This window comes from Micromonospora sp. NPDC048842 (genome assembly GCF_040649935.1).
Classification (GTDB): Bacteria; Actinomycetota; Actinomycetes; order Mycobacteriales; family Micromonosporaceae; genus Micromonospora; species Micromonospora hortensis.
In genome coordinates this window covers 13,150-32,867 of sequence record NZ_JBEZGK010000028.1, presented here as the reverse complement: position 1 = coordinate 32,867, position 19,718 = coordinate 13,150, and the positions used below count along the sequence as shown (strand labels likewise).

20 protein-coding genes are annotated in these 19,718 nt (G+C 70.5%); 12 read left to right on the top strand and 8 right to left on the bottom strand.

Translation table 11 applies throughout. The features are described from left to right. Positions 1 to 86: 86 nt before the first annotated feature. Positions 87 to 623, bottom strand: coding sequence for a phospholipase (locus tag AB0C19_RS28485; protein WP_357190242.1), 537 nt, complete (start codon positions 621 to 623; stop codon positions 87 to 89). Positions 624 to 802: 179 nt separating this feature from the next. After that, positions 803 to 2,461 carry a family 10 glycosylhydrolase gene (locus AB0C19_RS28480; RefSeq protein WP_357190240.1) on the bottom strand — a complete coding sequence of 553 codons (1,659 nt, stop codon included), beginning with the start codon at positions 2,459 to 2,461 and terminating at the stop codon, positions 803 to 805. 202 nt (positions 2,462 to 2,663) lie between these two features. Between AB0C19_RS28480 and AB0C19_RS28475 the strand changes: the two genes are divergently transcribed. Then, positions 2,664 to 4,145: an amino acid permease gene (locus AB0C19_RS28475; protein ID WP_357190238.1), complete on the top strand. Its 1,482-nt coding sequence runs from the start codon at positions 2,664 to 2,666 to the stop codon at positions 4,143 to 4,145. A gap of 37 nt (positions 4,146 to 4,182) precedes the next feature. Then, the gene (locus tag AB0C19_RS28470) at positions 4,183 to 5,190 is read left to right on the top strand and encodes a LacI family DNA-binding transcriptional regulator (RefSeq protein ID WP_357190236.1); all 1,008 of its coding nucleotides are present in this window, start codon (positions 4,183 to 4,185) and stop codon (positions 5,188 to 5,190) included. On the opposite strand, the gene AB0C19_RS28465 is transcribed toward AB0C19_RS28470, so the two are convergent. From AB0C19_RS28465 to AB0C19_RS28455, 3 genes are all read right to left on the bottom strand, one after another. Beyond that, the gene (locus tag AB0C19_RS28465; RefSeq protein WP_357190234.1) at positions 5,187 to 5,912 is read right to left on the bottom strand and encodes a methyltransferase domain-containing protein; all 726 of its coding nucleotides are present in this window, start codon (positions 5,910 to 5,912) and stop codon (positions 5,187 to 5,189) included. The two genes, AB0C19_RS28470 and AB0C19_RS28465, sit on opposite strands and share 4 nt — an antisense overlap. A gap of 261 nt (positions 5,913 to 6,173) precedes the next feature. After that, complete coding sequence (locus AB0C19_RS28460; protein WP_124822832.1) at positions 6,174 to 6,482, bottom strand: hypothetical protein; 309 nt, start codon at positions 6,480 to 6,482, stop codon at positions 6,174 to 6,176. Positions 6,483 to 6,520: 38 nt separating this feature from the next. Beyond that, on the bottom strand, positions 6,521 to 8,158 hold the full coding sequence (locus AB0C19_RS28455) for an ABC-F family ATP-binding cassette domain-containing protein (protein ID WP_357190232.1): 1,638 nt from the start codon (positions 8,156 to 8,158) through the stop codon (positions 6,521 to 6,523). Between the two features lie 62 nt (positions 8,159 to 8,220). On the opposite strand from AB0C19_RS28455, the gene AB0C19_RS28450 reads away from it, so the two are divergent. The 3 genes from AB0C19_RS28450 (at position 8,221) to AB0C19_RS28440 (ending at position 9,856) form a co-directional block, all read left to right on the top strand. Further along, complete coding sequence (locus AB0C19_RS28450; RefSeq protein WP_357190231.1) at positions 8,221 to 8,991, top strand: ROK family protein; 771 nt, start codon at positions 8,221 to 8,223, stop codon at positions 8,989 to 8,991. Positions 8,992 to 9,111: 120 nt separating this feature from the next. Further along, the gene (locus AB0C19_RS28445) at positions 9,112 to 9,480 is read left to right on the top strand and encodes a tetratricopeptide repeat protein (protein WP_355005736.1); all 369 of its coding nucleotides are present in this window, start codon (positions 9,112 to 9,114) and stop codon (positions 9,478 to 9,480) included. 121 nt (positions 9,481 to 9,601) lie between these two features. Then, on the top strand, positions 9,602 to 9,856 hold the full coding sequence (locus AB0C19_RS28440) for a Smr/MutS family protein (protein WP_007465523.1): 255 nt from the start codon (positions 9,602 to 9,604) through the stop codon (positions 9,854 to 9,856). Here the strand turns inward: AB0C19_RS28440 and AB0C19_RS28435 are convergent. Next, positions 9,780 to 10,151 carry a class I SAM-dependent methyltransferase gene (locus AB0C19_RS28435; protein WP_357190295.1) on the bottom strand — a complete coding sequence of 124 codons (372 nt, stop codon included), beginning with the start codon at positions 10,149 to 10,151 and terminating at the stop codon, positions 9,780 to 9,782. The genes AB0C19_RS28440 and AB0C19_RS28435 overlap by 77 nt on opposite strands. A 20-nt stretch (positions 10,152 to 10,171) precedes the next feature. After that, positions 10,172 to 10,774 (bottom strand): DinB family protein, encoded by a 603-nt coding sequence (locus tag AB0C19_RS28430; protein WP_357190229.1) that lies wholly within the window; start codon positions 10,772 to 10,774, stop codon positions 10,172 to 10,174. Between the two features lie 188 nt (positions 10,775 to 10,962). Between AB0C19_RS28430 and AB0C19_RS28425 the strand changes: the two genes are divergently transcribed. The 3 genes from AB0C19_RS28425 to AB0C19_RS28415 all read left to right on the top strand — a co-directional run bounded on the left by AB0C19_RS28425 (position 10,963) and on the right by AB0C19_RS28415 (position 12,614). After that, on the top strand, positions 10,963 to 11,460 hold the full coding sequence (locus AB0C19_RS28425; RefSeq protein WP_357190227.1) for an NUDIX domain-containing protein: 498 nt from the start codon (positions 10,963 to 10,965) through the stop codon (positions 11,458 to 11,460). Positions 11,461 to 11,481: 21 nt separating this feature from the next. Next, the gene (locus AB0C19_RS28420) at positions 11,482 to 12,177 is read left to right on the top strand and encodes an SMI1/KNR4 family protein (RefSeq protein ID WP_357190225.1); all 696 of its coding nucleotides are present in this window, start codon (positions 11,482 to 11,484) and stop codon (positions 12,175 to 12,177) included. A gap of 272 nt (positions 12,178 to 12,449) precedes the next feature. Beyond that, entirely contained in the window at positions 12,450 to 12,614 is a 165-nt protein-coding gene (locus AB0C19_RS28415) for a hypothetical protein (RefSeq protein ID WP_357190223.1), read from the top strand. A gap of 88 nt (positions 12,615 to 12,702) precedes the next feature. On the opposite strand, the gene AB0C19_RS28410 is transcribed toward AB0C19_RS28415, so the two are convergent. After that, the gene (locus tag AB0C19_RS28410) at positions 12,703 to 15,075 is read right to left on the bottom strand and encodes a M28 family peptidase (RefSeq protein ID WP_357190294.1); all 2,373 of its coding nucleotides are present in this window, start codon (positions 15,073 to 15,075) and stop codon (positions 12,703 to 12,705) included. A gap of 338 nt (positions 15,076 to 15,413) precedes the next feature. On the opposite strand from AB0C19_RS28410, the gene AB0C19_RS28405 reads away from it, so the two are divergent. The 4 genes from AB0C19_RS28405 to AB0C19_RS28390 are packed head-to-tail and all read left to right on the top strand — an operon-like array spanning position 15,414 to position 19,594. Further along, entirely contained in the window at positions 15,414 to 16,613 is a 1,200-nt protein-coding gene (locus AB0C19_RS28405) for a fused response regulator/phosphatase (RefSeq protein ID WP_328652055.1), read from the top strand. Then, positions 16,610 to 18,343 carry an ATP-binding protein gene (locus AB0C19_RS28400; RefSeq protein WP_357190221.1) on the top strand — a complete coding sequence of 578 codons (1,734 nt, stop codon included), beginning with the start codon at positions 16,610 to 16,612 and terminating at the stop codon, positions 18,341 to 18,343. Before AB0C19_RS28405 ends, AB0C19_RS28400 begins: the two co-directional genes overlap by 4 nt. Then, positions 18,340 to 18,792 carry a response regulator gene (locus AB0C19_RS28395; RefSeq protein ID WP_030491688.1) on the top strand — a complete coding sequence of 151 codons (453 nt, stop codon included), beginning with the start codon at positions 18,340 to 18,342 and terminating at the stop codon, positions 18,790 to 18,792. Before AB0C19_RS28400 ends, AB0C19_RS28395 begins: the two co-directional genes overlap by 4 nt. Continuing rightward, positions 18,785 to 19,594 carry an inositol monophosphatase gene (locus AB0C19_RS28390; RefSeq protein WP_357190218.1) on the top strand — a complete coding sequence of 270 codons (810 nt, stop codon included), beginning with the start codon at positions 18,785 to 18,787 and terminating at the stop codon, positions 19,592 to 19,594. Before AB0C19_RS28395 ends, AB0C19_RS28390 begins: the two co-directional genes overlap by 8 nt. Positions 19,595 to 19,718 lie beyond the last annotated feature (124 nt).

Sequence of the window (19,718 nt, the reverse complement as noted above, 5' to 3'; positions counted from 1 at the left end):
TTGTTGATCAAGAGGTTTGCGTCAGGAAACGCGCTTCCGGTGACCGAAACCTCTTGATCAACGCGGGTGGTGGGGGTGGGGTGGGGTTAGTGGGTTGCGGCGTTGGCTTCGGCTTGGGCCTTCATTCGGGCGGCGCGGTCGATGTCGGCCTGCTGGACGGCCGCTACCGAACCGAAGATGCTGACCGCCTGGTAGTAGGTCCAGGCCAGGCTGTAGCAGGCCGGCCGGACGACCGAGTTGTACGTGGTGCAGACGCGCTTCAGGTCTTCGTAGAAGGCGCTGTCGAGGCGGGACTTGTTGGCGGAGAACTGGCCGACCGCCTTGTAGTTGCGGTAGCCGAAGTCGTGCCGGTAGCAGCCCAGGTTGAAGGTGAAGCCGAGCGGGTTGTCCGGGCTGGACGAGCAGTAGTCGGTGGACCAGTTGAAGTTGTACTCGGCCCAGGGTGCCCGATTGACCCGGGCGCTGTTCCACGAGTTGTAGCTGGACGCGCTGGTCTGGGTCCAACTGGACAGCACGGAGAGTCGTTGGGCGGGGGTGACGGCGGCGGCGGGGGAGGCGATGGCGAGGGTGGCGAGCAGCGCTAACGCGCCCGAGGCGAGCAGGGTGGCGAGACGTCGGGGCACGGTTTACCTCCGCGGGGGTGAGCGGGTGGGACGGAAGTTACCGGCGGGTTACCGGATGTCGATGAGTGTCGATCAGCTGATCAACTAGGCGGTATGCACATCGCCAACTATTGGTGACATACGTTGAAACAGACGAATGCCCCGGACGCGCGAGGCGTCCGGGGCATTCAGAGGGGCGATCAGCGCCTGACGAATGCCGGCGGGCTGGCGGGGCTCTCGTTCGCCGACCGGTCCACGGCTGTCAGCTGGTAGGTGTAGCGCCGACCGGGCTCGGCCGAGGTGTCCACCCAGGACTGGGCGTTGCCGGGCGTGGCGCGGACGGTGTCGACCAGGTGCGCGGCGTCGGCAGTGGCACACCGGCCGGGCAGCATGGTGCCGTCGAACCGGTAGATCGCGTACGAGGTGGCAGTGCCGAGCGGGCCGACGCCGTCGGCGGGTTGCCGCCAGGTCAGCCGGACCCCGTCTGCCTGCCGGGTCGCCTTGCTGATCACTGGGAAGAGCAGCGGCCGGGCCGGCAGGTGGGGCATGGTCGGCACCAGCGCCGGCCGGGAGTAGTGCTCGCCCGCGTAGATGTCGGTGGCGCCGAGCCGGTTGGCCCGCACCTGCACCGCTGAGAAGTGCACGTTGCCCTGCACCTCCGGGTACGACCGGTTGAGCGTCAGGTGGTCGGACAGCTCACGCGGGTTCTGCCAGTACGGCCCGTACGCCGGGTCACCGCTCTTGTAGTCGGCCTGGCCGATGTAGAGCTGCACGCGGGTGCCGCGCACCGTCTCGGCCCACCACGGCACGAGGCGCGCGTAGTCGGCGGCCGGGTACTGGCCGATGTACCAGTAGAGCTGCGGCACCACGTAGTCGACCCACTCCTGCTTGATCCACTTGCGGGTGTCGGCGGAGATGATGTCGTACGACTGGCTGCCGGTGGTGTCCGAACCGAGCGGGTCGGCGGTCTTGTTGCGCCAGATGCCGAACGGGCTGACGCCGAACTTCACCCACGGCTTCGCCGCCTTGATCTTGCCGTTCATCTCCTGGATCAGCAGGTTGATGTTGTCCCGCCGCCAGTCGGCCCGGTCGGTGAAGCCCCGGTTGTGGGCCGCGAAGGTCGCGTCGTCAGGCACCTGGTACGTGCCGCTGGGGTAGGGGTAGAAGTAGTCGTCGAAGTGGACGCCGTCGATGTCGTACCGCTTGACGGCGTCCATCATGGCGGTCTGGACGAACTCGCGGACCTCGGGGATTCCGGGGTTGTAGTAGAGCCGACTGCCAGCCACGCCGGCCGGTGGGTAGGCGAAGGTCCAGTCGGGGTGCTGCTGGGCCGGGTGGCCGGGGGCGAGCTGGGTCAGGTCTGCGCCGGCGCCACCGGGGGCCGGCATGGAGACGCGGTACGGGTTGAACCAGGCGTGGAACTCCAGGTTCCGCTTGTGCGACTCGTCGACCAGGAAGGCCAGCGGGTCCCAGCCCGGGTCCTGGCCGCGTGCCCCGGTCAGGTATTCCGACCAGGGCTCGTACGGCGAGGGCCAGAGCGCGTCGGCGGTGGGCCGGACCTGCACCACGACCGCGTTGTGGTGCAGTCGCCCGGCAAGGTCGAGCAGTTCGCGGTACTCGGCCTGCTGGGCCGCGACCCGGTCCGGGCTGGTCTGGGACGCCTTGCTGGGCCAGTCGATGTTGACCACCGAGGAGATCCACATGGCCCGGAACTGCCGTTTCGGAGTGGCCGGGTCGGTGGCGCAGGTGGCGGTGGTGGTGTCGGCCGCGCTGGGTACGGCGCTCGCGGGGGTGGTGGTGACGAACGTGCCGAGCAGGGCTGCGACCAGCCCGGCGACTCCGAGTCGGGTGGCTTTCATGCGGTGTGTCCCTTCGTTGGGGCTCCCGGATGGTTCGCGCGGTGTGCGGCAAGATTCGCCGTCGATGTCCGCGTTGCTGGTAGGAAATTTTCACAATCTGGCCATCGCCGCAAGAGTTCGTGGTTGACCAATCGCGCCGGTGGGTAGCAACGGCGATCACCGGCCGCCACGGAGGTGGTCGCACGGTGGGAGGGGTGACCGGGTGTCCGTGCTGCGCACAAAACCAATCAAGGACGTGATAGCCCAAGGTGAGGCGGACGGCAGCGACGGCCAGCTCGGGCTGAAGCGACGGCTCGGCGCTGTCGACCTCACCGGCTTCGGCATCGGCATCGTGATCGGCACCGGCATCTTCACCCTCACCGGGATCGAGGCTCGGGACAGCGCCGGGCCGGGCGTGGTGATCTCCTTCGCCATCGCCGGGGTGGTCGCCCTGCTCGCCGCCCTCTGCTACGCCGAGCTGGCCTCCAGCGTGCCGACCGCCGGCAGCGCCTACACCTACGCGTACGCCACGATGGGCGAGATCGTCGCCTGGATCATCGGCTGGGACCTGCTGCTGGAGTTCGCGCTCGGCGCCGCGGTGGTGGCCCGAGGCTGGTCCGGCTACCTCGCCGAACTGCTCGACCTGCCGACCCGGTGGTTCGGCGAGGAGGGCAGCACCGTCAACGTGGGCGCCATCGCCATCGTGCTGATCCTCGGCATCGTGGCGATCGTCGGCATCCGGGAATCCGCCCGGATCACCAACCTGCTGGTGCTGGTCAAGGTGGCCATCTGCGTCTTCGTGGTGGTGGCCGGGCTGTTCTTCGTCAAGGCCGCCAACCTCACCCCGTTCATCCCGCCGGCCGAGCCCGCCGGTAGCGGCGACGACGGCATCAAGCAGCCTGTCACGCAGGCGCTCTTCGGACTGGAGCCGTCGGTCTTCGGCTTCGTCGGGGTGCTCAGCGCCGCCGCAGTGGTCTTCTTCGCGTACACCGGCTTCGAGGCCGTTGCCAACCTGGGCGAGGAGACGAGGAAGCCCAAGCGGGACCTCACCCTGGGTCTGCTCGGCACCTTGCTGATCTCCACGGTGCTCTACATCGGCGTCTCGCTGGTGGTGGTCGGGATGGTGCCGTACACCGAGATCGACCGGGGCGCCCCGATCGCGTCGGCCTTCGAGTCGGTCGGCGCGGGCTGGGCCGCCGTGCTGGTCTCCATCGCCGCGGTCGCGGGCCTGACCAGCGTCATCCTGGTCGACCTGGTGGCGATGGGCCGGATCGGCTTCGCCATCGCCCGGGACGGTTTGATCCCGCCCTCGATCGCGAAGGTGCACCCGCGCTGGGGCACCCCGTACCGGATCTCGGCGATCATGACGGTGGCGGTCGCGCTGCTGGCCGGCTTCCTGCCGCTGTCCGCGCTGGCCGATCTGGTCAGCATCGGCGCGCTCTGCGCGTTCGTCCTCGTGTCGGTGGCGGTGCCGATCCTGCGCCGCAAGCGGCCCGACCTGGAGCGGCCGTTCCGGGTGCCGTTCTCACCGGTGCTGCCGATCGTCTCGGCGTTGGCCTGCTTCTACCTGATGCTCAACCTGTCGGTGGAGACCTGGCTGCGGTTCCTGGCCTGGATGCTGCTCGGCGCGGTGATCTACTTCGGCTACGGCCACCGCCGCAACCGGCTGGCCCAGCACGAGCCCGCCGTGCAGGAGGGTGGCTGACGGTATGGTGCGCCCGTCACCTCGGGGAGGTTGCGGCGTGCGACACAGACTCAAGGACGTGGCCGAACGGGCCGGCGTCTCCGTCAAGACCGTCTCCAACGTCGTGAACGGCCACGTGCACGTGCGACCGGACACCCGGGCCCGGGTCGAGGAGGCGATAGTCGAACTCAACTACCGACCCAACCTCTCCGCCCGTCACCTCCGCAAGGGACGCACCGGCGTGATCGCGCTGGCGGTTCCGGAACTGGACATCCCGTACTTCGCCGAACTGGCCCGTCACGTGGTCACCGCAGCCGCCGAGCATGGCTGGACGGTGCTGATCGACCAGACCGGCGGCCGGCGTGACCAGGAACGGGTGCTCGCCTCCGGTATCACTGACCACCTGATCGACGGGCTCATCCTCAGTCCGTCGGCGCTCACCGCTGCGGACCTGGCCGGTCTGGATGGCACCCCGATGGTTCTGCTGGGCGAGCGGATCGAACACTGCCCGGCAGATCGGGTGGTGATCGACAACGTGGCAGCGGCCCGGGAGATCACCGGCCACCTGATCCAGTTGGGTCGCCGCCGGATCGCTGCCGTCGGCGCGCAGCGCACCGACGAGGGCGCCAGCGCCCGGCTGCGCCTGGCCGGCTACCGCGACGCGCTGCGCGCCGCCGGCCTCGATTACGACCAGGCCCTGGTGGCGTCCGCGCCGGCCTGGCACCGCGCCGACGGCGCGGCCGCGATGCGGGGCCTGCTCACCTCCGGGGTACGCCCCGACGCCGTCTTCTGCTTCAACGACACGCTGGCCCTCGGTGCCCTGCGCGCGCTGCACGAGGCCGGCCTGCGGGTGCCCGAGGACGTGGCGGTAGTCGGCTTCGACGACATCGAGGACGGCAGGTTCGCCACCCCGACCCTGAGCACCGTCGCCCCGGACAAGGAGCAGATCGCCCGCCTGGCCGTCCAACTCCTCGCCAACCGCCTTGACGGTGACCCCACAGTCCCCGCCCGAGAACTCCGCGCCCCCTACCGCCTGGAACTGCGCGAGTCCACAGGGACCCGCTAGTCGAAGAAGCGGGCCAGGTGGGACGGCGGTGCCGGGTCGGCGTCCGGGGGGAGGGGCGTCAGGTCGGCGAAGATCGAGGCGCCGTCGCAGCCCGCGTGCAACGGGTACCAGCGCGGCGTGCCCGGTGGCCGGAGCTGGCAGATCCCCTTGAACGTCTGCACGTCCATCAGCCGGACGTGGGTAGGGTCGGCCACCGCGTTCACATGCCCCCACCAGGGGCTCATCACGTGCAGCACCCCACCGGGGCGGAGCACCCGATGACACTCGTCGACCAGCGGCAGGAAGTCGATCAGGTGCTCCAGGATGTGCACCGCGAAGAGGACGTCCACCGAGTTGTCGGCGAGCGGTAGCGAGCCGGACAGGTCCGCCACGGCATCCACGCCGGGCGCCGGATAGATGTCCAGCCCCAGGTTGCTCGACCACTGCTTGGTCGGCCCACAACCGAGGTCCACCACCACCGGTGCCCGCCCGCCGATGCCGACCCGGCACCAGACGCCGTAGACACCCGCCAGCCGCCCCACCAGGTCCCGCGCCAGCCGTAACTGGCCGGGCTCGGCCACCTCTCCGCTCAGATGGGCCACCCCCCGGTCGAACCGCACCTCGACCGCCAGGTCCCGCAACCGATCATCGTGGCGGACCTGGTCCGCCCACGCCTGGGCGAGGAAATCGTCTATCGCCCGCAGCCGGTCGGCCGAGGGCGGAGTCTGTGCCAAAGCGACCATTCGGGCCACCTCCCGCCGCGCGATACCCGCAATCGCGCCCGGTATGCCCCGCTCGTCCACCTCGTTGCCGACTCGGGCGCGGCCCAGCGATGGGGGTGTCGCAGGATTCGGGGCAGGACCGCAGTCATCCTGATGCCACACAGGCATCACGATGACTCTGTGGCATCACGCTCAACGCACACATCGGCTCCGCCCGCGCACGGGCGAGCCGCGAACGACCAACTCGGCTCATGCCACAGCAGTCGGCCCGGCGCGGTCGGGTCAGCCGGAGAGGGTGCGGCGGCCCCCGCGCATCCGCTGGCGAGGCGGCGGGTCGGCGGGCTTCGGCCGCTTGAGGTGGTAGCGGTGCAGTTCGTGGTTGCCGGGCAGGGACGGGTCCTCGCTCATCGCGACCAACTCCCAGCCCTGGTCGCCGGCCCGGTTCAGGTGGGCCAGCGAAGTGTCGCCGTACGGCGTCACGTCGACCATCGAGCCGTCCGGCCCGTACCAGACGAAGACGACCTCCCAGCCGAGGTCGTTTGTCGCAGCCTGGCGGCGGCGGACCAGCAGGGCGTACTCCCACTTGAGCATGGCGTCATTCTCACCCCGCGCCGGCCCGCGGGCACGGATCAATCCTCGGCGATCCGCCCGGCGTCGACCCGCAGTCGCCTGTTGGTCTCGATGGCGGCCAGCATCCGCCGGTCGTGGGTGACCAGCAGCAGCGTTCCGGGGTAGCTGGCCAGCGCCGATTCGAGCTGCTCGATGGCGGGCAGGTCCAGGTGGTTGGTGGGCTCGTCCAACACCAGCAGGTTGACCCCACGGCCCTGGAGCAGGGCCAGCGCGGCCCGGGTCCGCTCACCGGGGGAGAGGGTGGCCGCCGGTCGGGGCACGTGCGCAGCCCGCAGGCCGAACTTGGCCAGCAGGGTCCGCGCGTCCGCCGGCGACAGGTGGGGTACGGCCGCCTCGAACGCGTCGATCAGCGGCACGTCGCCGAGGAACAGCCCGCGGGCCTGGTCCACCTCGCCGACCACCACGCCGGGCCCGAGCGAGGCGGTGCCGGCGTCCAGCGGCAGTCGGCCCAGCAGCGCGGCCAACAGGGTGGACTTGCCCGAGCCGTTCGCCCCGGTCACAGCGACCCGGTCCGCCCAGTCGATCTGGAGGTCGACCGGGCCGAGGGTGAAGCCGCCACGGCGTACCACGGCTCCGCGCAGCGTGGCCACGACGGCGCCGGCGCGGGGTGCGGCGGCGATCTCCATCCGCAGCTCCCACTCCTTGCGGGGCTCCTCGACGACGTCGAGCCGTTCGATCAGCCGTTCGGTCTGCTTGGCCTTGGCGGCCTGCTTCTCGCTCGACTCGCTGCGGAACTTGCGACCGATCTTGTCGTTGTCGGTGGCCTTGCGGCGGGCGTTCCGTACGCCCTTCTCCATCCACCCACGCTGGGTGCGGGCCCGAGCCTCCAGCCCGGCCTTGGTGTCGGCGTACTCCTCGAAGTCCGCACGGGCGTGCCGGCGGGCCACCTCGCGCTCCTCCAGGTAGGCCGCGTAGCCGCCGCCGTAGTGGTGCACCTGCTGCTGCGCCAGGTCCAGCTCCACGACCCGGGTCACAGTGCGGGTGAGGAACTCCCGGTCGTGGCTGACCAGCACCGTGCCGGCCCGCAGGCCGGTGACGAACTCCTCCAGCCGCTCCAACCCCGCCAAGTCCAGGTCGTTCGTCGGCTCGTCGAGCAGGAACACGTCGTACCGGCTGAGCAGCAGCGACGCGAGCCCGGCCCGAGCCGCCTGACCGCCGGAGAGCCCGGTCGTCGGGTGATCCAGGTCGACAGCGAGCCCCAGGTCGGCGCTCACCTGCTCGGCGCGTTCGTCCAGGTCGGCGCCGCCGAGGGAGAGCCAGCGCTCCAGCGCGTCGCCGTACGCGTCGTCGGCACCCGCCGCCCCGGCGGTCAGCGCCTCGGTCGCCGCGTCCAACGCCGCCTGCGCGGCGGTCACCCCGGTCCGGCGTGCGAGGAAGTCCCGTACCGTCTCGCCCGGTCGCCGTTCCGGCTCCTGCGGCAGGTGTCCGACGCTCGCGGTGGGCGGGCTGAGCCGCACGCTGCCGGCCTCGACCGGCAACAACCCGGCGAGGGTACGCAGCAGCGTCGACTTGCCGGCCCCGTTCGGCCCGACCAGCCCGACCACGTCGCCGGGGGCGACCACCAGGTCCAATCCGGCGAAGAGCGGGCGGTCGCCGTGCCCGGCGGCCAGGTCCTTGACGATCATCGTGGCGCTCATCAGGACGGCAGCCTATCCGGCCGCCCGCATACGACCGGCCGGCAGCGGGCAGACTCAACGACGTGGTGACCACACTGGCGATCGACTGTGGCGGCGGGGGCATCAAGGCGTCCGTGCTCGACGAGGCGGGAACGATGCGGGCCCGGCCGCTGCGGGTGCCTACCCCGTACCCGTTGCCGCCCGCGCTGTTCGTCCGGACCCTGCTGGATCTCGGCGGGCGCCTGCCAACGGCGGACCGGATCACTGTCGGCGTACCCGGGATGATCCGGCACGGAGTGGTGGTGAGCACGCCGCACTACGTGACCCGCAACGGCCCCCGCAGCCGGGTCGACCCGGACCTGCAAGCCGAGTGGTCCGGCTGGGACGCGCGCGGCGCGCTGGCCGACGCGTTCGGGGTGCCGGCGCTGGTGCTCAACGACGCCGAGGTGCACGGCGCCGGAGTGGTCGCCGGCACCGGCTGCGAGCTGGTGCTGACCCTGGGGACGGGGCTGGGCAGCGCGCTCTTCGACGGCGGTGTGCTCGCACCGCACCTGGAGTTGTCGCACGCGCCGGTGCGCTGGGGCACCACCTACGACACGTACGTCGGTGAGCCGGAACGACGGCGGCTCGGCGACGCGTTCTGGTCCCGCCGGATCCGCCAGGTGGTGGACGGGCTGCGCCCGGTGTTCCGCTGGGATCGGCTCTACCTGGGTGGGGGCAACTCCCGACTGATCCGGCCCGAGCAACTGGCCCGGATGGGCGACGACGTGGTGGTGGTGCCCAACACCGCCGGAATCGTCGGCGGTGTCCGCGCCTGGGAACTTTCCGCCGGACGCCGGGACGCCCGCACCTGACCCTTCGGTGCCCGTCGGCCGGCCGGAACTGACCCGATCTCGACCCCGGGAACAGTCGCCAAACTCTCGGTGTTGTGCCAGCGTCGGAACAGGTGACGGTGCGACCCGAGGAGGTGGCAGATGGATCTTCTGGCGGACTACCGGCGGGCGACCATGTTCTTCGAAACCGGTGACCCCAGCGGGGCAGCTCGACTGCTGGAGCCGATCATCGACGCCGAACCCGGCAACGCGGCGGTCCGGCAACTGCTGGCCCGGGCGTACTTCCAGTCGGCCCAGCTCAACCGGGCCGAGGAGCATCTGCGCGAGCTTGTCGAACGGGACCCGAGCGACCACTACGCGCACCACGTGCTCGGCCGGACGCTGGAGCGGCTCAACCGACACACCGACGCGCTGCGGCACCTGCGGATCGCCGCCGCGATGTACGCGGCCAACGACGACTACCGGACCGCGCTGGAGCGGGTGGAGACCCGTGTGGGCGGCAGGCGCTGACGGTGCGCAGTTCCATGACAGGGGCGGTCCTTCGGGGCCGCCCCTTCCGTCGCCCGATTGGCGGGCCGGCGGCCGCGCCTAGGATGGCGGACATGGGACCTGACCGGCCGGGGGCTGCGGCATGAAGCTCAAGCTGGACCTGCACGAGATCTTCAACAAGGGCCAGGACATCGACCGGGCGTTGCGCGGGATCATGGACGAGGCGGTGGCGAAGAAGGCCACCCTCGTCGAGATCATCCCCGGCAAGGGGTCCGGCCAGCTCAAGAAGCGGGTGCTGCGGTTCCTCGACCAGAAGGACGTCAAGCAGCTCTACCACCGGGTCGAGAAGGACTCGAAGAACTTCGGCCGCCTCTTCGTGCACTTCCGCTGGAAGTAGAAGCGTCACGGCACTTGACCTCCGGCTCGGACCAGGTCAGCCCTGTGGGCGCTGTGCCCAGAAGAGGGCGTGCCCGCTCAATCTGCACCTCACTGATGTCAACGCCTGTGACGCGGTGTCCAGCATTGGCGAGGGAGCGGGCGACCGGCACCCCACAGCCGCATCCGAGGTCGAGGATTGCTGCTGAGGCAGGTAGGCGCTGGTGTAAGCCGGCGAGCCAGGGAGCGTACTGGCCGTCGTCAGCGTCGTCCGATCGATAGTGGTACGAGAGTGCGTCGTACCCGCGTCGGACCATGTCACGCTCGTCGCTCCTGCTCATTCCGGGAACGCTAGGAGGCTCGGTGCCGCTTGCCGACTCATTGATCGCGGTGCGGCTTCGTCCTGCCAGCGGTAGAGGTCGCGCAGCAGGGAAATCTCGGCGCCGTGATGGATCAGTTCCCTGTTGACGTGCAGGACGATGCCTTCCATGCGAAACCGCTCGGGACCCACGGTGGGCGGATTCTCCAGGTCGGCGTCGGAGAGTTCACGGACCCCCGCGTTCCACCTCCCGTACGTCTCATCGAGCTGTCTCAGCGCCTCGTCAGCGGTCCCCGCGTAGGCGAACGTCTGAGAGTCGACGTCCTGGCCGCCGAAGTGCCATCCGACCCGATAGCCCAGGCAGGAGACGATGATGTGCGCCAGCCGCCAGGCAATCGTGGTCACCGGCGCCGGCACCGGGTCAGGGGACGCGAAGTCCATCGTCCACTTCCCGGAACCCGCCGACATCGGTGCGGCCGACGTGCCACGTGGGCGGATGCTCCAACAGCCACGTACCGGCTCCCAGAAGTACTCCTCATCGGCAAGACCGTGCAGCCGCGGCCGCAGGTTCTTGTGCCAGTGCCGGTCCAACTGGTCCGCGATTCGCTCGCTCCTTGTCATTTCCGCACGGTACCTACAGCGGCGACCTGGCAGCGCCCCTCGCGGACGCCGTCGCCGGCCGTGGGCCGCGAGTGCCTACCGTGCCGCCTCGGCCGCTGATTCTGTGTGTGAGCACGGCCGAACAGCCACATCAGGGCGCAGCGTCGAGCTGGGCGTCGACGGTGATCGTTGACCCGTAGGGTGTCCTGATGTCGACGGTGAACCTGCGGCGATCGGCGCGTGCGGTCGTCGTCGATGAGGACGACCGTGTTCTGCTGCTACGACTCGCCATTCCCGATCCCGCAGGCACGATCGTCGTGTGGATCACTCCCGGGGGTGGCGTCGAAGACGGCGAGACGCCACTGGCCGCCCTGCGGCGAGAGCTGCGCGAAGAGGTCGGCCTTGCTCTCGATGCCGACCCGCCTCAGGTCTGGCGCCAGGAGATAGTCGCCGCTGGGTTCGCACCCGGTCACGATGGCATCGTGAACGACTACTTCCTCGTTCGGACCGCCTCGTTCACGCCGCGCGGTTCGATGAGCGATGAGGAACTCGCCGCCGAGCACGTCATCGGCTGGCGTTGGTGGTCGCTGTCGGAGATCAGCGAACACCGCGGTCCGGAACTGTTCTCGCCCCGAGACCTCGCCACGCCGTTGGCCGCATTGATCGCTGACGGAGCACCAACCCAACCCGTCCCGCTTGGCCTGTAGGCAGAGCGAAGCGGACCGGACGTGGAGACAGACTGGGATGCGGTACGAAGCCGCACACTTCGGGTGCGTAGTGCCCTGACGGACCGATCCGGTTCCCCCCTCTTGCCCGGTCATCGCCCGCCGGCTCCTCTGACCGACAGCGAACTCACCGACGCGGAGCAGCAGTTCGGTGTCACCTTGCCCGGCGGATACCGGGAGTTCCTGCTGCATGTCGACTCCGGCGGGATCGGGCCGGTAAACCTCCGCCGGTTATCGCGCAGCTCCGGCTGCTGGGCATGGGAGGACGACCAGGAGACGGACCATGGGGCTCTGACGACGCCGTTTCCAGACCAGGACTCGTACGAAGGTCAGTGGGACGAGCTCGAAGCTATGAAGCCGCAGCTCTCAGACGAGGCCGGCTGGGCAGCGTGGAACCGGCGCAGCAACGACCTTGAGCGGGCACAGACCACTGGGGTGGTATATCTCAGCGACAACGGATGCGGCTTCTACACGCTGCTTGTCGTCTCCGGCACCGAACGCGGCAACATCTGGTTCGATCGGCGCGCCTCGAGCGACGTGATCGTGCCTCTGCGCCACCAGGACGGCATGCACGTGACCTTCACTGACTTCTACCTCGACTGGCTAAGGGCTGCGGAGCAGACGCTGGCGGCCCGTGGAGGACTGGTGCGCAGCTACGACATTCAGGCACCGATCTGGGAAAGACGCTTCGACGACTGAACCGGCACTAATCAGTGCGGATCGACTGCTCCCTCGGGCATTGGTCGCCCGGGTCCCCCCAATGCCGCGATCTTGCACTTTCTGTCCCGACTTAAAGAGCATTCCACGCTTTTCGGCGACAGAAACTGCAAGATCGGCGCGGGCTGGACGCCACGTCTGTTCTTGGCTAGCAGTCGGCTAGCTGCGGCGGTGGCAGGGTCATCGCCGGAGTATCCGCCGTTGCGGCCCACTGCGCCTGCACGATGCGGTAGGCGGGGAAGGTCGAGGAGCAGGTGCGTCGGATCCCCGGCCGTGACGTGCACGACCTCTTCGTCACCGTCGCGGCGGAGCATCGGCTACGCCCGGCGGACACCGTTCTGGTGGACCTCACCTTCACCGATCACGACGGCAACCGCTGGCACCGGATCGGGGCCGGCCAACCCGAACCGGTGGGCTGACGGATTCGACGCCAGGTGGCATTTCCGGTCGAGAGGAAAGGCGGTGGTCCGGCGGATGAATCGCTCCGCCGGACCACCCGGCCGTCCATCAGATGGGATAGGTGCGAGCGACCGCCAGCATCTCGGAGGTGTGCGACCCGACGACGCCGACGGCCGGCGGTCGGGGGCGGAATCCGGGCAGCGCGTCCAGCCCGTCACTGGCGTCCATGACCCGAATCGGCACCGGTCCTGCGGAACGCTGGAGCGTGAGCGTGATCTCGACACCTTCCGGCGGCGGAGCATGGAAGACCAGTCCGAAGCCCCACCGGCGGCCACCCTGCTGCACGGGCACCACGCGGCCTGCCACCTCGGCCCGCAGCACCGTGGCGGTGACCGTCTCGACGTGCAGGGTGGCGACCCGGACCGCCCGCTGCGGAGTGAGTCGCAACCGCAGCGTGCGCTCGTCGCGGACGGCGTTGTCGGCGAGCACCTCCAGCTTCGGCGCCGGCAGGTCCGCCGCCTGCGCCGGCCCGGTCCGTAGCGCGTCGCCGCCGAGCCCGGGGAAGTCGTCCTCGACGCTGGTCACCTTGTCCACGTAGCCGTCCGTCCACGGCTGTGGGTCGGTCTCGTCACTCAACCAGCGGGCCTGGCCAGTGCCGGCGTCCATGGCGTACATCAGGTGGGTCGGCGCGGGGTGGGCGGCGTCGAAGCGGTCGACGGCCAGGCCGACCCCGGCGAGCACCACCGCCGCCACCGCGGCGGCGCCGGCCGGCAGCGCCGCGAGCCGCCGGGCCCGCAGCGCGAGCAGACCGCGCTGGCCGCCGGCCTGCGGGTGCAGCAGGTCGACCACCGGCAGGGCGACCAGGCCGAGCAACACCGCGACCAGCGCGGCCACCCCGCCCATTGCCATCCCCAGCGCGGGGAATAGCAGCACCACTGTGGGCAGCAGGATGACCACACCCACTGCCGCGGCGGCCGTCACCGCCACCACCGGCCACGGTCCGGTCTGTCGGGTACGCAGCGCGACCAGCCCGCCGAGGGCGCCGGCCAGCGCCGGCACAGTGGTGAGGTACGCCCCGCCCGGCACCGCCACGGCGAGCAGCACCCCGAGCACTGCCAGCCAGGCCAGCCCGCCGACGGCGAGCGCGGCCGGGCCGATCCGGCGGCGGGTCAGCGCGTACCAGGCGAACAGGATGGCGGTGGCGAGCGCCAGGACGGCCAGCCGGTACCAGATCGGCCGGTACGGGTCGAGCAGCTCCGCGTACCCCGGTCGGATCGTGGTGATCGCCAGCCAGAACAGTTGGGCGGCGACCGGCGCGGCGACGATCGGCACCAGGGCCAGCGCGAAGCCGGCGGCCAGCCGGCCGGTGCTGGCCCGGCCGCTCCGGCGGGTCAGCCAGGCCAGTCCGGCGACCAGTGCCACCGCGAGCAGGGCCAGCGGCAGTGTGAGCCAGCCCGGGTAGCGGACCAGCCCGCCGGGGACGGGGAAGTAGGTGGCGTCGTGCCCGGAGCGCAGGTCGGTCAGGTCGGTGCCACCGAACTCCCGGGCCAGGCCCAACGCGTTGTCCCCGTGCTGCTGGAGGCTGCCCCGGTCCATGGCGGCCGGGGTGTCCAACGGCGTGTGGTAGATCGCGCCCCCGTCGATGTACGCCGAGTTCAGCCCGACGAACTTCTGATCGAGGAAGGCGGTGAAATCGGTGTCGTTGGGCAACGCGCGGTAGATCTCCACAGCGAACGAGGTGCCGACCGGGTGCGGGGCGGCCCGGCCGAAGATGTCCACCAGCTTCGCGTTGTTCCGGGACGTCTCGAACATGATCACCGGCCCGGTGGAGCCCCGCGCCTCCAGGTTGAGCACCACACCACCGTCGGCGGCCAGCGGGTGGCTGGCGGCGAACGCGGCCGCGCCGCAGAGACACGCCTCCTCGGCGTCGGTCAGCACGAAGACGATGTCGTTTCGTGGCCGGGGGCCGGTGGTCAGCGCGCGGGCCACCTCCAAGATGGTCGACGTGCCGGCCGCGTCGTCGTTGCCGCCCGGCCCGGTCTGGACCGAGTCGTAGTGGGAGACCAGGAAGAGGCGACCCGTCGAGTCGGTGCCGGGCAGCCGGGCCACCACGTTGCGGACCCGGGCCACTGTCGCCCCGCCCGCCGCCCCGCTGAGCTGACCGGCCTCCGGCGCCACAGTGTCCTGCACCTCGGTCTCCAGACCCAGCCCCCGTAACTGCTGCTCCAGGTGCGCGCGGACCTGTTCGTTGGCCGGGCTGCCGGCGACGTGCGGCCGGGCGGCGATCACCTGGACGTCCTCGTACGCGCGGCCGGCGCTGAACTCGCCAGTTGGCGCGTCGACCGACTTCGGGGCCGGGGTGCGCAGATCGAGCAGACTGCCGGCGCCGACCGCGGCCAGCGCGACCAGCGCCGCCGCGGCGGCCACGAGCCGCCGACGCGGCCGGGTCAGCGCGCGGCTGGCAGGGGGTACGCCCGGAATCGGACGGGGCGGCGTGCCCGTCGTGGCCGGGGTGGTGGGTGCGCCCACGGGAACTCCTCGGGGGGTGGTGGGGCCTGGGGTGGGATCATCCTGCCGGTCGGGGGCTGCGGATGGGATGGCCGGTACGTCAGGCATCCATCAGCCGCCCGGTTTGTCCCCGGCCGAGCAGTGATGCGCCCCATCCCCGCCCGCGCCGCAGGCATCGTGTTGTGTGCGACCGTTGTCTAATACAGGATCAGCAGGGCACTCGAAAGGAGCCCAACATCACCAGCGAACTCCCGCGTCTCGCGGCGGTGACCCGGCCGCACCGGGGGGCCGGCTTGGCCGGTTCCCCAGTTGTGCCGTACCCGCATGGTGGCCTGGCGCGGCACGCCAACCTGCCGCCGGGTGAGCGGTTGCGGGTGCTGCTGGTGGAGGACGACGAGGGCGACGCCTTCCTGGTCGGTGAGCTGCTCGCCGAGACGAACTCGATGATCGACCTGCTGGTCGCCACCAGCCTCCGCGAGGCGCGGCAGCGGATCAACGACGTCGACTGCGTCCTGCTCGACCTGGGCCTGCCCGACGCGCAGGGGCTGGACGGGCTGCGCCAGGTGTTGGAGATGTCCAGCGGCGCCGCGGTCTGCGTGCTGACCGGCCGCACCGACGAGCACCTGGGCGTCGTGGCGGTCGCCGAGGGTGCCCAGGACTACCTGGTCAAGGGTCAGGTCGACGGGGTGCTGCTGACCCGGGCGCTGCGCTACGCCGTGGAGCGAAAGCGCGCCGACGAGAACGCCCGCCGGCTGCGCGAGGTCGAGCTGCGCCAAGCCGAGTCGGCCCGACTCGAACGCGGCCTGCTGCCCCAACCGCTGATGACGACCGACCAGGTCGCTGTGCACACCTTCTACCGGCCGGGCCGGCACGCCGCGTTGATCGGCGGAGACTTCTTCGACGTGGTGCAGACCCACCCGGACCGCCTCGACCTGATCGTCGGCGACGTCTGTGGGCACGGGGTGGACGAGGCAGCGCTCGGGGTCGAGCTGCGGGTGGCCTGGCGCGCCCTGGTGCTTGCCCGGGTGCCGGACGACGAGGTGCTGCCCGCCCTGGAGCAGGTGCTCATGAGTGAGCGCCGCCTCCAGGAGATCTTCGCGACGGTGGCCACCGTCAGACTGGACCTGGACGCCAACCGGGCCACCGTTCGACTGGCCGGGCACCCGCCACCGCTGCTGCTCTCCGGCGGCCGGGTCGCCCCGGTGCCCGCGCCCGGCGGCCTGCTGCTGGGCGTACGACCTCGCCGGCCGATCGCCTACGACCTGGAGTTCGACACCGATGACTGGTCCCTGTTGATGTACACCGACGGCCTGATCGAGGGGCGGGTGGGCGCCGGCAACGAACGGCTCGACGTGCCCGGCCTCAGTGGCTTGCTGGACGAGCCGGCCAACCGTTCGGTGTCGCTGCCCGAGCTGCCCGCGTGGCTGGTCGGGCGAGCCGAGCGGCTCAACGGTGGCCCGCTCGCCGACGACGTGGCCATGCTGCTGGTCAGCCGGGGCGGTGGCCGGTGAAGCCGGTCATCGGCGGCTGGAGTCTGCGCCGCCGGGTCATCACCCTGCTTACCGTCGTGGGCTTTCTGTTGATCGGGCTGGCCAGCGCGGAAGCGGCGATGGCCGCCCGCAACCGCACCCAGATCGACGCGGTGCTCAACGAGACCGGCCCGTTGCGGGTGCAGTCGCAGGAGCTGCTCAACGCGCTGCTCGACCAGGAGACGGCGATCCGCGGGTACGCGGTCAGCGGCGACCAGGACGACCTGAACCCCTACCGTGAGGGGCTCGCCCAGGAGCGGAGCGTCACCGCCTCGATGCGGACGCTGCTCGACGACTATCCGGAGATCAGCCAGGAGCTGCGGACCGTCGAGGAGCGTGTCACGCAGTGGCGACAGTCGGTCGCGGAGCCGGTCATCGCCACCACCGCACAGAGCGGCACCACCGCCGGCCAGGCGTTGGTCACCGAAGCGGCCCGGCAACAGTTCGACGAGGTGCGCTCGGCGGTGAACGACCTCCAGGAGGAGGTCCTGGCCGCCCGCGAGCAGACAGCCACCAACGTGCGTACCAGCAGCAACGTGCTTGTCGTCCTGCTGATCGTGGCCGCCTTGGTCGTGGTCGTGGCCGGTGCGGTGCTGCTGCTCTCGCTGGACCGGATGGTGGTCCGGCCACTGACCGGCCTGGCCACCCAGGTCCGAGAGGTCGCCGAGGGCGACTACCAGCACCGCATCGCCACCGTCGGTCCGCCGGAGTTCATCCGGCTCGGTGAGGACGTGGACGCGATGCGGCAGAAGATCGCCGCCGACCTGGCCGAGGTCCGGGCCGCCCGCGAGCGGATCGAGTGGGTGAACAGTCAGCTCCAGAAGCAGGCCGAGGAGCTGACCCGGTCCAACCGTGACCTGGAGCAGTTCGCGTACGTGGCCTCGCACGACCTGCAGGAGCCGCTGCGTAAGGTCGCCAGCTTCTGTCAGCTGCTCCAGCGCCGTTACGCCGGGCAGCTCGACGAGCGGGCCGACCAGTACATCGCCTTCGCTGTGGACGGCGCGCAACGGATGCAGCGCCTGATCAACGACCTGCTCGCGTTCTCCCGGATCGGGCGGCTCACCACCGGCTTCGTCGAGGTCGACCTCAACAAGGTGATGGGCGACGTGGCCGGCCAGACCGAGGCCGCCCGGCAGTACGCGGACGCCGAGTTGACCTGGAGCGAGCTGCCGGTGATCTCGGGTGAGGAACCGCTGCTGACCAACCTGCTGGCCAACCTGGTCAGCAACTCGATCAAGTTCCGCCGCCCGGATGTGCCGTCGAAGGTGCACGTCTCGGCCCGGTTGGTGGGCGCCGAGTGGGAGATCACCTGCCAGGACAACGGCATCGGGATCGAGCCGGAGTTCGCCGACAAGATCTTTGTGATCTTCCAGCGGTTGCACTCGAAGGACGCGTACCCGGGCACCGGCATCGGGTTGGCGATCGTCAAGAAGATCGTCGAGTACCACGGCGGCCGCGTCTGGGTGGACACCGACGTGCCGGAGGGCACCGCGATCCGGTTCACCCTGCCGGCACTCCCCGAGGACGTCGCGGCGGCTGCCGCCGCCGATTCCGCGGGGGAGCCGAACGCCCCGACCATGGGCGACACCACGCCCACGACCGAGGCTCCGGCAGCGTCGACGGAGCAGGCCGACGGGCCGGACCAGCCGGACCGGGCCGACGGAACGCTGGAAAGCGGTAGAACGGGTGACATGAGGGAGACGGTGAGATGACCGCGCCGGCGGATGGCAAGAGCCCGATCGAGGTCCTGCTCGTCGAGGACGACCCGGGTGACGTGCTGATGACCCAGGAGGCGTTCGAGGAACACAAGCTGCGTAACCGGCTGACCGTCGTCTCCGACGGGGCCGAGGCGCTCGCCTACCTGCGCCGGGAGGGCCAGTACGCCGACGCGGTGGCGCCCGACCTGATCCTGCTCGACCTCAACCTGCCCCGGCGCGACGGCCGGGAGGTGCTGGAAGAGATCAAGAAGGACCAGGACCTGCGCCGGATCCCGGTGGTGGTGCTCACCACCTCACAGGCCGACGAGGACATTCTGCGCAGCTACCAGCTGCATGCCAACGCCTACGTGACCAAGCCTGTGGACTTCGAACGCTTCATCTCGGTGGTCCGTCAGATCGACGAGTTCTTCGTCAGCGTGGTCAAGCTGCCGCCGCGTGGCTGACACCCTGCTGGACGACGTCGGTGGCCTGCTCTGGGAGGCCGCCGACCAGGTCGTGCTGCCGTTGTTTCGCAAGCTCGACGACGATGACGTGTCGGAGAAGGCACCCGGCGAGGTGGTCACCGTCGCCGACCGCCGGGCCGAGGAGCTGCTCTCGGCGGGGCTGCGCCGGCTGCGGCCGGGCTCGATGGTGGTCGGCGAGGAGGGTGTCGCCGACGATCCGGGGTTGCTGCGGCACCTCCGCGACAGTGGTGACGTCTGGCTGGTCGACCCGGTCGACGGGACCGCCAACTTCGCCGCCGGTCGCCGGCCGTTCGCCCTGATGGTGTCGCTGCTGAGCAACGGGCGGCCGACCGCCGGCTGGATCCTCGACCCGCTCGCCGACACTCTCGCCGTTGGCTCGGCCGACGAGGGCACACTGCTCAACGGTCGACCGGTGGACGGGACCAGCCCGGTGCCGCCGCTCGGCGAGCTGCGCGGCGCGGCGATGACCAAGTTCCTGCCGCCGGAGACCCGCGACCGGGTCCGCGCCGGCGGTCGACGCCTCGGTGAACTGCTGCCCGGCCAACACTGCGCCGGTCGGGAGTACCTGGACATCCTCACCGGCGAGCAGCAGTTCGTTCTCTTCTGGCGCACCCTGCCCTGGGACCACGCCCCGGGCACCGTGCTGGTCCGTGCCGCCGGGGGTGTCGCCCGCCGGTTCGACGGCGTCGACTACCACCCCGCCGACGACGGTCGCGGTCTGCTCGTCGCCGCCAACGAGCAGGTCTGGGCCGAGGTGCGCGACGCGCTCCTCAGCACCTGATCCGCGCGCTGCGCGACCATTGTGCGACGCTCCGTCGACATCGAGACAGCCAGAGGGTCAGCGGGCTGGTCACCGGCCCACGATCCGGTATCGTGACCGGCGGTCTCCGCCAGCAGGCCGCCGA